At 69.7% G+C, this 12,961-nt stretch carries 15 protein-coding genes; 13 read left to right on the forward strand and 2 right to left on the reverse strand.

The genetic code is table 11. The features are described 5' to 3' along the window. Positions 1 to 54: 54 nt before the first annotated feature. The 7 genes from AC07RM_RS14370 to AC07RM_RS14400 all read left to right on the forward strand — a co-directional run bounded on the left by AC07RM_RS14370 (position 55) and on the right by AC07RM_RS14400 (position 5,883). A complete protein-coding gene (locus AC07RM_RS14370) occupies positions 55 to 648 on the forward strand; it encodes a DUF4304 domain-containing protein (protein ID WP_495334984.1) in 594 nt (197 codons plus the stop codon). Between the two features lie 136 nt (positions 649 to 784). Beyond that, a complete protein-coding gene (locus tag AC07RM_RS14375) occupies positions 785 to 1,798 on the forward strand; it encodes an acyl-CoA dehydrogenase family protein (RefSeq protein WP_495334985.1) in 1,014 nt (337 codons plus the stop codon). Beyond that, positions 1,786 to 2,568, forward strand: coding sequence for a PIG-L deacetylase family protein (locus tag AC07RM_RS14380; protein WP_495334986.1), 783 nt, complete (start codon positions 1,786 to 1,788; stop codon positions 2,566 to 2,568). The genes AC07RM_RS14375 and AC07RM_RS14380 overlap by 13 nt, the downstream gene beginning before the upstream one ends. Then, positions 2,565 to 3,185 (forward strand): class I SAM-dependent methyltransferase, encoded by a 621-nt coding sequence (locus AC07RM_RS14385; RefSeq protein WP_495334987.1) that lies wholly within the window; start codon positions 2,565 to 2,567, stop codon positions 3,183 to 3,185. The genes AC07RM_RS14380 and AC07RM_RS14385 overlap by 4 nt, the downstream gene beginning before the upstream one ends. A 183-nt stretch (positions 3,186 to 3,368) precedes the next feature. Further along, entirely contained in the window at positions 3,369 to 3,677 is a 309-nt protein-coding gene (locus tag AC07RM_RS14390; RefSeq protein ID WP_093342450.1) for a plasmid stabilization protein, read from the forward strand. Positions 3,678 to 3,703: 26 nt separating this feature from the next. Continuing rightward, on the forward strand, positions 3,704 to 4,567 hold the full coding sequence (locus tag AC07RM_RS14395; RefSeq protein ID WP_495334988.1) for an NmrA family NAD(P)-binding protein: 864 nt from the start codon (positions 3,704 to 3,706) through the stop codon (positions 4,565 to 4,567). 95 nt (positions 4,568 to 4,662) lie between these two features. Beyond that, on the forward strand, positions 4,663 to 5,883 hold the full coding sequence (locus AC07RM_RS14400; protein WP_495334989.1) for an esterase-like activity of phytase family protein: 1,221 nt from the start codon (positions 4,663 to 4,665) through the stop codon (positions 5,881 to 5,883). Positions 5,884 to 5,917: 34 nt separating this feature from the next. Here the strand turns inward: AC07RM_RS14400 and AC07RM_RS14405 are convergent, their stop codons facing one another. Continuing rightward, a complete protein-coding gene (locus AC07RM_RS14405; RefSeq protein ID WP_495334990.1) occupies positions 5,918 to 6,979 on the reverse strand; it encodes an aldo/keto reductase in 1,062 nt (353 codons plus the stop codon). A gap of 194 nt (positions 6,980 to 7,173) precedes the next feature. On the opposite strand from AC07RM_RS14405, the gene AC07RM_RS14410 reads away from it, so the two are divergent. The 5 genes from AC07RM_RS14410 (at position 7,174) to AC07RM_RS14430 (ending at position 11,851) form a co-directional block, all read left to right on the forward strand. Beyond that, a complete protein-coding gene (locus AC07RM_RS14410) occupies positions 7,174 to 8,166 on the forward strand; it encodes an AraC family transcriptional regulator (RefSeq protein ID WP_093341925.1) in 993 nt (330 codons plus the stop codon). 116 nt (positions 8,167 to 8,282) lie between these two features. Continuing rightward, complete coding sequence (locus tag AC07RM_RS14415) at positions 8,283 to 8,462, forward strand: DUF3606 domain-containing protein (RefSeq protein WP_093341927.1); 180 nt, start codon at positions 8,283 to 8,285, stop codon at positions 8,460 to 8,462. 23 nt (positions 8,463 to 8,485) lie between these two features. Further along, positions 8,486 to 9,409 carry a cation diffusion facilitator family transporter gene (locus AC07RM_RS14420; protein WP_495334991.1) on the forward strand — a complete coding sequence of 308 codons (924 nt, stop codon included), beginning with the start codon at positions 8,486 to 8,488 and terminating at the stop codon, positions 9,407 to 9,409. Positions 9,410 to 9,591: 182 nt separating this feature from the next. Further along, a complete protein-coding gene (locus AC07RM_RS14425; protein ID WP_495334992.1) occupies positions 9,592 to 10,002 on the forward strand; it encodes a hypothetical protein in 411 nt (136 codons plus the stop codon). Between the two features lie 613 nt (positions 10,003 to 10,615). After that, complete coding sequence (locus AC07RM_RS14430; RefSeq protein WP_495334993.1) at positions 10,616 to 11,851, forward strand: class I SAM-dependent methyltransferase; 1,236 nt, start codon at positions 10,616 to 10,618, stop codon at positions 11,849 to 11,851. Between the two features lie 10 nt (positions 11,852 to 11,861). Here the strand turns inward: AC07RM_RS14430 and AC07RM_RS14435 are convergent, their stop codons facing one another. After that, entirely contained in the window at positions 11,862 to 12,263 is a 402-nt protein-coding gene (locus AC07RM_RS14435; RefSeq protein ID WP_495334994.1) for a VOC family protein, read from the reverse strand. Positions 12,264 to 12,496: 233 nt separating this feature from the next. Between AC07RM_RS14435 and AC07RM_RS14440 the strand changes: the two genes are divergently transcribed. Beyond that, on the forward strand, positions 12,497 to 12,961 hold the full coding sequence (locus AC07RM_RS14440; protein WP_093342451.1) for a (2Fe-2S)-binding protein: 465 nt from the start codon (positions 12,497 to 12,499) through the stop codon (positions 12,959 to 12,961).

A 12,961-nucleotide genomic window follows, 5' to 3' on the forward strand; every position in this document is an offset into this window, starting at 1 on the left:
GAACACGATGGCGCGGTCAGAATGCACCTTCCATCCACTCCGACCACGAAGCCGATGACCACCCGTGCCGCCTTCCTCAAGCTGCTGACCCGCCAGCTCTATCCCGTGCTCCAGGCCGAAGGCTTCGAGGGCACGGGCCAGACCTTGCGACGCATCGAGGGCCCGGTGATCCACGTGTTCAACGTGCAGGGCGCGAGCGGCGGCAAGCAGTGCTACCTGAACCTCGGCGCGCACCTCGATTTCCTGCCGACCGAAGGCGGTGGCCAGGTCGCGCCGACGGAGATCGAGGAATCGCATTGCGTGTTCCGCGACCGCATGGACCCGCCGCCCGGGCCTGCCTTCGGCTGGGCCTATGGCAGCTCGATGGCGGAAACCGAGGAGACGGTCGCGTTCATCGTGAGCGAATGGTCCGGACCCGGACGCGCCTTCTTCGCGCGGCACGGCAGCTATCCGCAGGGCTTTGTGCAGATGCTGCGCGACACCGATCCGACGGCGATCCATGCGCGCACGGCGTTGCACCTCGCGCGGATCGCGGTGCACCTGGGCGAGCGATCGATCGCCCAGGCGCTGGTCGACACGGGCCTGGCGAAGGCGCCCGAGCGCGCCACCAGCCTGAAGGCGGATCTCGAGAAGGTGCTCGGGGACTGATCGCGCCCGGTGGAGGGGCGAGTCACCGCTGCTCCTACAAGGCCGGAGGCTGCCTGCCGACGGGACGGGGGAAAGGCGCTGTCTATGGTCGCGTGAGTTCAACAGGCCCACACAGACACAGAGACGCCCACGATCCATGACGGAGGACCTCAGCAGCGACACCCTCGAGCGGCTTCGGCTTCCCGCCGATCCCGCGGCCGCACTGACCCGCCTCGTCGAAGCCGGCGCCGACCGCGTGCCATGGCCCGCCCAAGGCCGCACGCTGATGCGCTGGCGCGCGTTGGCCGAGGTCGCGGCGCACGATCTCTCGCTGGCCAAGCTGTACGAAGGCCACACCGATGCGCTCGCGATCCTGGCCGAGCTGCATGGCCCGGCCGTGCCGCCCGGCTCGCGCTGGGGCACCTGGTGCGCCGAGCCGCCCGATGCGCGCGTCGCCATGCGGCCCGAGGAGGGCTGTCCCGGCGCCATGCGGCTCGACGGGCGCAAGGCCTGGTGCTCGGGTGCCGCGGGTCTCACGCATGCGATCGTCAGCGTGCACGACGAGGAGGGCCGTGCCTGTCTCGCGGCCGTGTCGCTCCGGCAGCCGGGCGTACGTGTCTCGGACGAAGGCTGGGAGGCCGTCGGCATGGCGGCGAGCGCGAGCGTCGACGTGCATTTCGACCATGCGCTCGCGGTACCGATCGGCAAGCCGGGCGATTACGTGAGCCGGCCGGGCTTCTGGCAGGGCGGTGCCGGCATCGCGGCCTGCTGGTGGGGCGGCGCGCTCGGCATCTCGCGCCAGGTGCTCGCGCTCGCGGCACAAGGCGCCAAGCCCGACGCGCATCGGCTCGCGCACCTCGGCGCCATCGATGCCGCGCTGGCCGGCGGTGCCGCGGTGCTGCAGCAAGCCGCGCACTGGATCGACACCCATCCGGCCGACGACGCCCGCCGCGTGGCATTGAACGCGCGCCTCGTGGTGGAACAGTCCGCCGAAACGGTGCTGCGCCACGCGGGCCGCGCGCTCGGCGCCGCGCCGCTGTGCCGCGATGCGCGCTTCGCGCGCGCGATGGCCGACCTGCCGGTGTACTTGCGCCAAAGCCATGCCGAGCGCGACCTGGCCGCGCTGGGCCAGATCGTTTTCGACCAAAGGAGTGCCGCATGGGCGCTGTGACGGACAAGGCACTCGACGACCCGGCCCGCCGTGCGATCCGCGGCGACGGCACCACCGAGGACGAATGGAACGACTGGCCCGGGCTGGCCCGGCTGCCCGCCATCGATGCGGAACAACTGGTGCCCGCGGGCGCGCGCGTCGTGGTGGTGGCGCCGCATCCCGACGACGAGGTGCTCGCGGTCGGCGGCCTGCTGGCGCAGCTCGCGCAGCAGGGCCGCGAGGTGGTGGTGATCGCCGTGACCGACGGCACCGCCAGCCATCGCGGATCGGCCGTGTGGCCGCCCGAGCGGCTGGCGCGCAACCGCCCGCGCGAAAGCCTGCGCGCGCTCGAGCGGCTGGGCCTGTCGATCGAGCCGGTGCGGCTCGCGCTGCCCGATGGCGGGCTGCAGGCGATGCAGGCCATGCTGGCGGCGCAACTGGTGTCGCTGCTGCGGCCGCGCGACGTGGTCTTCACGACCTGGCGCCGCGATGGCCATCCCGACCACGAGGCCACGGGCCAGGCCTGCGCGCTGGCGGCCGCGAGCGCGGGCGCGCGGCTGGTCGAGGTGCCGGTCTGGGGCTGGCACTGGGCGCGTCCCGCGGATGCGCGCATGCCATGGCGGCACGCACGGCGCCTGCTGCTCGACCCCGAGGCGCTGCGGCGCAAGCGCGACGCGGTGCGCGCCTTCACGAGCCAGTTGCGGCGCGATCCATCGACCGGCGCGCCGCCGGTGCTGCGCGCCACCACGCTGGCGCGCGCGCAGCGGCCGTACGAAGTGGTCTTCCTGTGAGCGGCGACACGCATCGTCCGTACTTCGAAGCGCTCTACGCGGCCAGCGAGGACCCTTATGCGCTGCGCGCGCGCTGGTACGAGGCACGCAAACGCGCGGTGCTGCTCGCCGCATTGCCACGACCGCACTACCGGGACGCGTTCGAGCCCGGCTGCGGCATCGGCGAACTCACGCTGGAACTGGCACCGCGCTGCGACCGGCTGCTCGCGAGCGATTTCTCGGCGCAGGCGGTGGCGACCGCGCGGCGGCGCACGGCCGGGCTCGGCCACGTGGAGGTGCGACAGCAGACGCTGCCCGGGGACTGGCCGCTCGAGCCACAGCCGGGCCCCGGCCGTTTCGATCTGATCGTGCTCAGCGAGATCGGCTACTTTCTGGACCGCGAGGCCATGGGCCGGGTGGCCGCCTGCTGCGAACGCACGCTGGATGTCGACGGCACGCTGGTGGCCTGCGACTGGCGCCCCGACTTCGCGCAGCGCAGCCTCTCGACCCCCGACGTGCACGGCGCACTGGCCGCGCTCGGCCTCGCGCGCCTGGTGCTGCACGAGGAGGACGACTTCGTGTTGCAGGTGTGGGCACGCGACGCGCGCTCGGTCGCCCAGCGCGAAGGCATCCGCTGATTGCATCGCCATCGCGGGCTGCCAGAGGCCTGAAGCGCCGCCTTCTGCCACACACCTCGATGCATCCCTGTGGCGTCGCCGACGACGGACAGCACTGACGCAGGCCGCTTGGCTTTTCTTACCCGGGGTGCACGCGGCGCGCGCAGCATGGTTTTCATCTTCATCCACACAGGAGCGATGACCATGCCAAGAGGCGACAAGTCGTCCTACACGGACAAGCAGAAACGCAAGGCCGAACACATCGAGGACGGCTACGAGAAACGCGGCGTGGGCAAGGGCGAGGCCGAGCGCCGTGCCTGGGCCACCGTCAATGCCGAGACCGGCGGCGGCAAGAAGAGCGGTTCGGGCCGCGGCAAGGCCGAGAACCATGCGCCGTCGCGCAAGGGCGGCCACAAGGGCGGTGCCGCGGCGGCGAGCCGGCCCGCGGCCGCGCGATCGGCCTCGGCGCGCAAGGCCGCGGCCACGCGCAAGCGCAACGAACAGCGCGGTTGAACGCCCGCACTCTCACGGAGACACCCATGCACATCATCCTCGGAGCCACCGGCCACGTGGGCTCGGCCCTGGCCGAAGCCCTGCTGGCCAAGGGCCAGCCCGTCACCGTCATCACGCGCCAGGCCGCGAAGACCGAGGCGCTGCGCAAGAAGGGCGCCAAGGTCGCGGTGGTCGACGTGTTCGACGTCGCCGCGTTCCAGCGCGTGCTGGCCGGCGGCCAGCGCCTGTTCCTGCTGAACCCGCCCGCGGCACCCTCGACCGACACCGCGGCCGAGGAACGGCGCAGCCTGCGCAGCATCCTGCGCGCGGTGGAGGGCGCCGACCTCGAGAAGATCGTGGCCGAGTCGGCCTACGGCGCGCAGCCCGGCGAGCGCATCGGCGACCTCGGCGTGCTCTACGAGATGGAGCAGGCGCTCGCGGCCCAGCCCATTCCTACCGCCGTGATCCGCGCGGCCTACTACATGAGCAACTGGGACCTGTCGCTGCAGACCGCGCAGCAGCAGGGCGTGGTCCACACCATGTACCCGGTCGACTTCGCGCTGCCGATGGTGGCGCCGCGCGACCTGGGCCAGTTCGCGGCCCGGCTGATGGAAGGGCCGGCCAAGGACTCGGGCCCGCACCACGTGGAAGGGCCCGAGGCCTACACCAGCGCGGACGTGGCCGAGGCCTTCGCGCTGGCGCTGAACAAGCCGGTACGCGCGGTCCAGACGCCGCGCAGCCAGTGGGAGCATGCGTTCAAGGCGATGGGTTTCTCGGACGCGGGCGCGGCCTCGTATGCGGCGATGACGCGCGTCACGCTCGAGAAGAAGTACGAGGTCGAGAACCCCGAGCGCGGGCGCGTCTCGCTGCGCGAATACATCGCGGCGCTGGTGCGCCGGAACACGGGCTGAGCGGGGCGCTCCCGTCGTCGCGGGCGGCGCGGCTTCACCGAACCGTCATCTGCCCTCCCTAGCATCCGGCGCTTCGCCCACTCGCGCAGCGCCCGATGCCTTCCTTCGTTCCTCCCTTCAAGCCCGCCGCTCTTCGTCTCCTGGCAGCGGCGCTCTGCGCGGCCACGGTCCTGACCGCCTGCGGCGGGGGTGGCGACGGCGCCGTGTTCCTGCCGGTGGCACCGGCGCCCGCACCCGCGGCGCCGCCACCCGCGCCGGCGCCCGCACCCGAGCGCAGCGTGCAGAGCGTGCGGCTGATCGGCGAACAGGTGCTGGCCAACGACCTGAAGATCGACGGCGTGCAGGTCGGCGGGCTCTCGGCGGTCGATTACGACCCGGCCACCAGGCTCTGGTACTTCCTCAGCGACGACCGCGTCTCGTCGCGCTTCCACACGGCCGAGCTGGACTACGACGGCCAGCGCTTCTCCTCGGTGCGCTTCCGCTCGACGATCGCGCTCAAGGACATGAACGGCAATGTCTATTCCAACGTCTCCGGCAGTCCCAGCATCGCGGCCGATCCCGAATCGTTCCGCATCGATCCGCAGGGTGGCGGCCTGTGGTGGGGCAGCGAGGGCGACCGCGCACGCGGCCTCGATCCCTTCGTGGCGCGCATGGCGATCGATGGCGTGGCCAACCTGATCCTGCCGGCGCCCGCGATGTTCAGGATGTCGCCGACGCAGGAGAAGGGCTCGCGCAACAACGCGACCTACGAGGCGCTGAGCTTCTCGGCCGATGGCAAGAGCCTGTGGGTCGGCATGGAAGCGCCGATCTACGAGGACGGCCCCTTGCCCACGCCCACGAGCGGCGCGGTCTCGCGCTTCACGCAGTTCGACCGCGCGGGCACGGTGCTGCGCCAGGTGGCCTATCCGATCGATGCGATCCCCAAGGCGCCCACGGGCCCGAACGCCGACAACGGCGTGTCGGAGATGCTCGCGATCAACGACCACCAGTTCCTCGTGATCGAGCGCGCGGGCGTGCAGGCGGCCGACGGCAACTACAGCAACTACATCCGCCTCTACGAGATCGAGACCGAGGGCGCCACCGACGTGCGCGGCCTCGCCAGCCTCGTGGGCGCCGACTACAAGCCGGTGCGCAAGCGCCTGGTGCTCGACCTCAACACGCTGGGGCTGGCCAAGCTCGACAACATCGAGGGCATCACCTGGGGACCGAAGCTGCCCAACGGCAACGACACGCTGGTGCTGGTGTCGGACAACAACTTCAACACCGCGAGCCAGATCACGCAGCTGCTGGCCTTCGAGGTGCAGCCGAAGAAGTAGGGCAGGGCCGCCGCGCGGCGGCCCTGGTGGCGGCTCAGCCGCGCTGCAGCGAATCCGCCATGCGCTGGCGCCGCACGCCGCCCTGGCGCTCGAGCATCCAGCCCGGGTACTCGGCCGGCAGCGCGCTGACCTTGTCGAGCCGCGCGAGCTCGTCGGCAGTGAGCTTGATGGCGGTGGCGGCGATGTTGTCGTCGAGCTGGTCGACGCGCTTGGCGCCGATGATCACGCTGGTCACCACCGGCTGGTGCAGCAGCCAGGCCAGCGCGATCTGCGCCACCGAGACCTTGCGTGCCTCGGCCAGCTCGCGCATGACGTCGATGCAGTCGAAGGCGCGTTCCTTGTCGACCGGCGGAAAGTCGAAGGCGATGCGGCGGCTGCCCTGCTCGGCCTGCTGCGCCTCGCCCGCGCGGCTGTACTTGCCGCTGAGGAAGCCGCCGGCCAGCGGGCTCCAGACCATCAGGCCGACCTCCTCGCTGCGCAGCATCGGCACCAGTTCGCGCTCGAGGTCGCGGCCCGCGATGGTGTAGTAGGCCTGCAGCGATTCGAAGCGCGCCAGGCCCTTGCGCTCGGCGATGCCCAGTGCCTTGACGATCTGCCAGGCGGCCCAGTTCGACACGCCGACGTAGCGCACGTGGCCGTGGCGCACCAGGGTGTCGAGCGCCTCCACGGTTTCCTCGATCCGCGTGGCGGGGTCGAAGCCGTGGATCTGGTAGAGGTCGATGTGGTCGAGCTGCAGCCGCTGCAGGCTGGCCTTCACGCCGTCCATGATGTGGTAGCGCGAGGCGCCGGCCGAGTTGACGCCCTTGCTGCCGGTCTCGCCGAGCACCTTGGTCGCCACCACCACCTTGTCGCGCGGCACCTTGAGGTTCTTGAGCGCCTGGCCGGTGATGACTTCCGACTGGCCTTCGGAATAGACGTCGGCGGTGTCGATGAAGTTGATGCCGGCGTCGAGCGCGCGGCCGACCAGCGCCTCGGCGTCGGATTGCTGGAGATCGCCGATCTGGCCCCAGATGCCCGAAGACCCGCCGAAGGTCATGGTGCCGAGGCAGAGTTCGGAGACGAAGAGGCCGGTGCGGCCGAATTTGCGGTATTGCATCGAAAGAATTCCTTTGCGTTGGGAGGCCCGGAGGGCTGCGAAAAGTATCCGGCCGGGCACCTGCCCGGGGCCAGCGCGTTCCTGCAAAGGTCTTGCCTAATTCTCCAGACCGGTGGCCGCGGGCGCGCGCTGGCGCCAGGGCAGGTTTAAGCTTCGAGCCGCTTGTTTCTCCACCGTGACAAGGACCCCGCCACATGTCCGACGAAACCCCCGACATCCTTTCCGCCATCGGCACGCCGCTGCCGCTCGAACCCGAACTCGACGAAGCCCGCAAGGAGCTGGTGCGCCTGATCAACCTGGTGACCGGTGGCCGCGACGGCTCCGTCGACACCGCGGTGCCCGGCCTGTTCGTCTACTGCGTCAGCAAGCCCGACGGCCCCAAGCACGCGATGCAGACGCCGGCGCTGGGCCTGATCGCGCAGGGTTCCAAGCGGATCATGGTGGGCGACGACATCTACGTGTACGACCCGATGCACTACCTGGTGACCTCGGTCGACCTGCCGGTGTGCGGCCAGGTGCGCGTGACCAGCGAGCAGGAGCCCTACCTGGGCCTGCGGCTCGAGCTCGCGGTCGACGAGATCGGCGAGCTGATCCGCAACGAGCAGCTGCCGGCCAAGGCCAATGCACCGGCCTCGCGCGGCATGTACGTCAACCGCATCGCGATGCCCGTGCTCGAGCCGGTGCTGCGGCTGCTGCGCCTGCTGGAAACGCCCGAGGACGTGCCGATCATGGCGCCGCTGATCAAGCGCGAGATCATGTACCGGCTGCTGGTGAACGGCGAGGGCGCGCGGCTGCGGCAGATCGCGCTGCAGGACAGCCACACCCAGCGCGTGGCCAAGGCGATCAGCGCGCTGCGCGTGAACTTCGCGCAGTCGCTGAAGGTGGAGGACATGGCGCGCGCGGTGCACATGAGCGTGTCCTCGTTCCACCACCACTTCAAGGCCGTGACCGCGATGAGCCCGCTGCAGTACCAGAAGCAGCTGCGCCTGCAGGAGGCCCGACGGCTGATGCTGCTGACCGGCGCCGACGTGGCGACGGCGGCGCACGACGTGGGCTACGAAAGCCCCTCGCAGTTCGCGCGCGAGTACGGCCGCATGTTCGGCGCGCCGCCGCTGCGCGACAAGCGGCGCTGGCTCGGGGAAGCGGGCAACGACGCGCTCGGGGCCGCATCGCGCGAGGCCGCCTGAGCTTCCTGCCTGCGCCGCGCGCATGGATGCCGTCCTGCACGCGCTGTCGTCCGCGTCCGGCCTCGTGGCGCCGCGCGCTCGCGACACTGCGTGGCTTCAACGCAGGAGAACGCCCGATGTCCGAAGACCTTCAGATCCGCATCCCCAGGGACGATGACCGGATCGACGTGACCGATCTCAAGGAAGTCGACTACTGGACCGAATGGTTCGGCGTGTCGGAAGAGCGGCTTCGCACCGCCGTCGCCTCGGCCGGCACCCAGCGGGACGACCTGCGCATCTATCTCGGCCTGCCCTGAAGCCGGGGCCGGCCAGCCCCGCCATGGCCGAATTCCGCATCGCCATCTACGGCGCGATCGGCGCCAACATCGCCATCGCGGTCACGAAGTTCGTCGTGGCCGGCATCACCGGCAGCTCGGCGATGCTGTCCGAGGGCATCCATTCGTCGGTCGACACCTTCAACGGCATATTGCTGCTGGTCGGCCTGCGCCTGAGCAAGCGCCCGGCGAGCGTGGAGCATCCGTTCGGCCACGGCAAGGAGCTCTACTTCTGGAGCCTGATCGTCGCGGTGCTGATCTTCGGGCTCGGCGGCGGCGTGTCCTTCTATGAAGGCATCGAGCACATCCGCCATCCCGAGCCGCTGCGCGATCCGACCTGGAACTACGTGGTGCTCGCGGCCGCGGCGGTGTTCGAGGGCACGAGCTTCCTGATCGCGCTGCGGCAGTTCCGCGCCCAGGCCGGCGGCACGCCGTTCTGGCAGGCGCTCGACCGCAGCAAGGACCCGACCACCTACACCGTGCTGGCCGAGGACTCGGCCGCGCTGGCCGGCCTCGCGGTGGCGGCGCTGGGCATCTACCTCGGGCACCGCTTCGACATGCCGGTGTTCGACGGCGCGGCCTCGATGGTGATCGGCCTGCTGCTCGCGGGCGTGGCGCTGCTCCTGATCGCCCAGTCGCGCGGCCTGCTGATCGGGGAGGGCGTGCGGCCCGAGACGGCACGCGCGATCCGCGAGCTGGCGATGGCCCAGCCCAGCGTGGAGGAGGTGGGCCGGGTGCTGTCGATGTACATCGGACCCGACCAGGTGCTCGCGATCGTCGATGTCAATTTCAAGGACGACACCGACACCGGCGAAGCCGCCGCGGCCATCGCCGCGATCGAGCGGCAGGTGCGTGCGCGCTTTCCGATGATCAAGCGGCTGTTCATCGAGGCCAGCGACGCGCCGCCCGAGCCGGTCCCGCATTCCTGATCGCGGACACCGCCGCGCGAGGCACGCTGGCGCGACAGCGTGGTGACAGCCCATTACATCGCCCCGGATCGGCTGACAACCCCTCGTCAGGACGGAAACAATTGCTTGCATTCACTTGTAAAGAATGGTTTCATTCTGTTCAGAAATAAGGGAGCCAACTGAGCAGCGAGAAGGGAGCCAGCGTGAACCATCACGTGTCGACGCTTCGAAACCTGGCACGTCCGGCAATGCTTGCCCTGTGCCTTCTGCCGCTGGCGGCCCAGGCCGCCGACGGGACCATCCACTTCACCGGCGCGATCGTCGGCGCACCTTACGAGATGCGCGTCGACGCGAGGCCGGGCGCGCTCGTTCACCGCGTGACGAGCCACGCCACGGAGATCCGTTTCCTGCGCCAGGAGATCGATCCGCCCAGCGCCAGCGTGCGGGTCGATACGCTCGGCGAACAGCCGCTGGCCATCGCGTTCATCGACGCGCGGGGGCGCACGACGCCGCTCGCGCCAAGCAGCGAGCGGTCGATCGGGCAGGACGGTGGGGTGTTGTCGATGGCGGCGCAGGCGGCCGCCGTCGCGCTCGTGACCGTGCGGTACGACTGAGCTTCTCTCGGCGGTCGAGAGAGTTTCGAAGATCCCCGGCGCGAGGGCCGGGTGAAGAAGTGCGCGCCCCGCGGGCGCGCCCATTCAGGCGATGGTCAGGGCCGGCCGATTACCGTCGCTCGACGGCTTCGCGGCTCGCACGGGCAGCCACGGCGGAGTTCACCGAGTTTTCAGAGGCCATGCGCCTGCCGCCGCACAGCGTGCACTGGTAGTGGCGCAGCCACGGGAGCCAGCGCATCCAGGCGCGACGCGGTATGCGTTCGAGATGGGCGAGCCCGCAGGAACACTTGGAAGACGAAATAGCCATCTGCATTGGGATTGGAGGTTGGTTTGCATCCGAGCTTTTTCCCTAGCCGAGGCTCTGTGGCCTGTACGCAGCTTCGTTACGATTTCCGCAATTATTCTTTGTAAATAGTGCATTTGTATTACAGATTGTCAGATTTCTGAATACTGTAGTTTTCCCGCACGTTGCCGCCGGACCCACGGCTTCCCGTCAGATTCCAACGCTAAGTCGTGTCGCCATCAGGTCGAGCGCGGCATGTCCCTGCACATTCGAAGGAATCTCGCTATCGTGCTTTCCCGAATCGCAAGCAACACCAACACGGAGAAATGCATGCTTTGGGAAAAGAAGGTCGAACAGTGGAGCGCGGCCGTCCGCGCACGTGCCAATCTGCCCGCGCGGCTGACCTTGTGGGACGGCAAGTCGTACGACTTCGGCGACTTCAGCGGCCCCGCCGTCACCCTGCACGTGAAGTCGCCCTCGGCGCTGTCGCTGATGCTCGAGCCGACGCTGGCCAACCTCGGCGAGGCCTACGTGCAGAGCAAGATCGACATCGAGGGCAAGCTCACCGACATCATCGACATCGCCTACGCGCTCGCGAAGAGCTCGCTCGACAGCAGCACCGGCGCCGGTGCCAGCGCGCTCAAGAGCATGGCGCGCTACTTCACGCACACCAAGGCGTCGGATCGCAAGTCGATCCAGTACCACTACGACGTCTCGAACGCCTTCTACCAACTGTGGCTCGACCCGAACATGGTCTATTCGTGCGCCTACTTCGAGAACGGCGACGAGGACCTCGAGACGGCGCAGCTCAAGAAGATCGACCACATCCTCGCAAAGATCCAGCTGCAGCCGGGCCAGACCCTGCTCGATATCGGCTGCGGCTGGGGCGCGCTCGTGATCCGCGCGGCGCAGAAGTTCGGCGCGCGCTGCGTGGGCGTGACCCTGTCGCAGAACCAGTTCGACCTCGCGACCGAGCGCGTGCAGGCCGCGGGCCTGGCCGACCGCATCGAGATCCGGCTGCAGGACTACCGCGACGTGGGCGGGCAGTTCGACCGCATCACCAGCGTCGGCATGTTCGAGCACGTGGGCCGCAAGAACCTGCCCGAGTACTTCCAGCGCGTGCGCGAGCTGCTGGCCGATGACGGCGTGGTGATGAACCACGGCATCACCTCGTCCGACCCCGAGGGCGGCGGCGTCTCGTACGGCGGCGGCGACTTCATCGACCGCTACGTGTTCCCGAACGGCGAGCTGCCGCACATCGGCCTGGCGCTGCAAGCCATGCAGCAGGGCGGCCTCGAGGCCTTCGACATCGAGAACCTGCGCCGCCACTACGCGCGCACGCTGCGGCTGTGGAGCGACGCCTACGAGGCGCACACCGAGCAGGTGCGCGCCATGGTCGACGAGGAGAAGTTCCGCATCTGGCGCGTGTACCTCGCGGGCTGCGCCTATGCGTTCGAGAACGACGACGTGGCGATCTACCAGATCGTGGGCCGCAAGGCCGGCCGCGCCGCGAAGACGCTGCCCTGGTCGCGGCGCTACATGTACGCCGGCGCGGTCGCGGCCTGAGCGGGCCGCATCAGCCCGCGCCGCGGCAGCCGGCCTCGACGTTGTTGCCGTCGGGGTCGAGCACGTAGGCGCCGTAGTAGTGCATCTCGGCCGGCCCGCGCGGGCCGGGGAAACCGTTGTCGATGCCGCCGGCCTGCAGTGCCGCGCGGTGGAAGGCATCGACTTCCTGCGGCGTCTTCGCCGAGAACGCAAGGTGGATCGGGCTGGCCGACACCTGGTGCGCGCCGTTCCAGAAGGCCGGCTGGTCGGTGCCGATCCAGACGAAGGGCACCGTCTGCTCGGTGCTGCGCACGAGCAGGAACGAATGGGCGCTGTTGTCGATGGTCCGCAGGCCGAGCGCGCCCGCGACCGCGTCGTAGAAGCGGCGCGCGGCGCGCAGGTCGCGCACCCTGAAGCCGATGTGGTCGAACATGGTGATCCTTTCCTGGGGGCCCGTGCATGGTCGACGCCCGATCGGCGCCCGGGAACGGCCGCGCCGCGCATCGTGCGGCCGGACATCGCCTACGCACGATGTCCCGAAAGGAGGCTTGCGCGTCCTGCAGGAATTCCCGCGGCGTGACATCCTCCGGTCGGCCTGCCTGCGTGCCGCACCGCCGGGTGCGTTGCGAGGGCAGCGAACCACCCCACGACAAGGACACGAACAACATGAAAGTCAATGGAATCGAACGCCCGCTCGACGTCGACGGCGACACGCCGGTGCTCTGGGCCTTGCGCGACGTGCTCGGCATGACCGGTACCAAGTTCGGCTGCGGCATGGGCCTGTGCGGCGCCTGCACCATCCATGTCGACGGCGCGCCCACGCGGGCCTGCCTCACGACCGTGGAATCGGTGGGCAAGGCGAACGTGAGCACCATCGAGTCGCTCGCCGCCACGCGCGTGGGCCGCGCGCTGCAGAAGGCCTGGCTCGACCTCGACGTGGTCCAGTGCGGCTACTGCCAATCGGGCCAGCTGATGTCGGCCACCGCGCTGCTGAGCAAGAACACGGCGCCGAGCGACGAGGAGATCGATGCCGCGATGAGCGGCAACGTCTGTCGATGCGGCACCTATGTGCGCATCCGCACGGGCATCAAGGAAGCGGCACGCGCGCTCTCCGGAAAGGCGGTGGCCTGA

The sequence above is a fragment of the Variovorax sp. GW821-FHT09B05 genome, assembly GCF_059418265.1.

What these genes read in the sequence shown, in the direction of transcription:
- AC07RM_RS14370 (WP_495334984.1), top strand. Translation starts at nt 55, where the DNA reads ATGACCACCCGTGCCGCCTTCCTCAAGCTGCTGACCCGCCAGCTCTAT.
- AC07RM_RS14375 (WP_495334985.1), top strand. Translation starts at nt 785, where the DNA reads ATGACGGAGGACCTCAGCAGCGACACCCTCGAGCGGCTTCGGCTTCCC.
- AC07RM_RS14380 (WP_495334986.1), top strand. Translation starts at nt 1,786, where the DNA reads ATGGGCGCTGTGACGGACAAGGCACTCGACGACCCGGCCCGCCGTGCG.
- AC07RM_RS14390 (WP_093342450.1), top strand. Translation starts at nt 3,369, where the DNA reads ATGCCAAGAGGCGACAAGTCGTCCTACACGGACAAGCAGAAACGCAAG.
- AC07RM_RS14395 (WP_495334988.1), top strand. Translation starts at nt 3,704, where the DNA reads ATGCACATCATCCTCGGAGCCACCGGCCACGTGGGCTCGGCCCTGGCC.
- AC07RM_RS14400 (WP_495334989.1), top strand. Translation starts at nt 4,663, where the DNA reads ATGCCTTCCTTCGTTCCTCCCTTCAAGCCCGCCGCTCTTCGTCTCCTG.
- AC07RM_RS14405 (WP_495334990.1), bottom strand. Translation starts at nt 6,979, where the DNA reads ATGCAATACCGCAAATTCGGCCGCACCGGCCTCTTCGTCTCCGAACTC.
- AC07RM_RS14410 (WP_093341925.1), top strand. Translation starts at nt 7,174, where the DNA reads ATGTCCGACGAAACCCCCGACATCCTTTCCGCCATCGGCACGCCGCTG.
- AC07RM_RS14415 (WP_093341927.1), top strand. Translation starts at nt 8,283, where the DNA reads ATGTCCGAAGACCTTCAGATCCGCATCCCCAGGGACGATGACCGGATC.
- AC07RM_RS14420 (WP_495334991.1), top strand. Translation starts at nt 8,486, where the DNA reads ATGGCCGAATTCCGCATCGCCATCTACGGCGCGATCGGCGCCAACATC.
- AC07RM_RS14430 (WP_495334993.1), top strand. Translation starts at nt 10,616, where the DNA reads ATGCTTTGGGAAAAGAAGGTCGAACAGTGGAGCGCGGCCGTCCGCGCA.
- AC07RM_RS14435 (WP_495334994.1), bottom strand. Translation starts at nt 12,263, where the DNA reads ATGTTCGACCACATCGGCTTCAGGGTGCGCGACCTGCGCGCCGCGCGC.
- AC07RM_RS14440 (WP_093342451.1), top strand. Translation starts at nt 12,497, where the DNA reads ATGAAAGTCAATGGAATCGAACGCCCGCTCGACGTCGACGGCGACACG.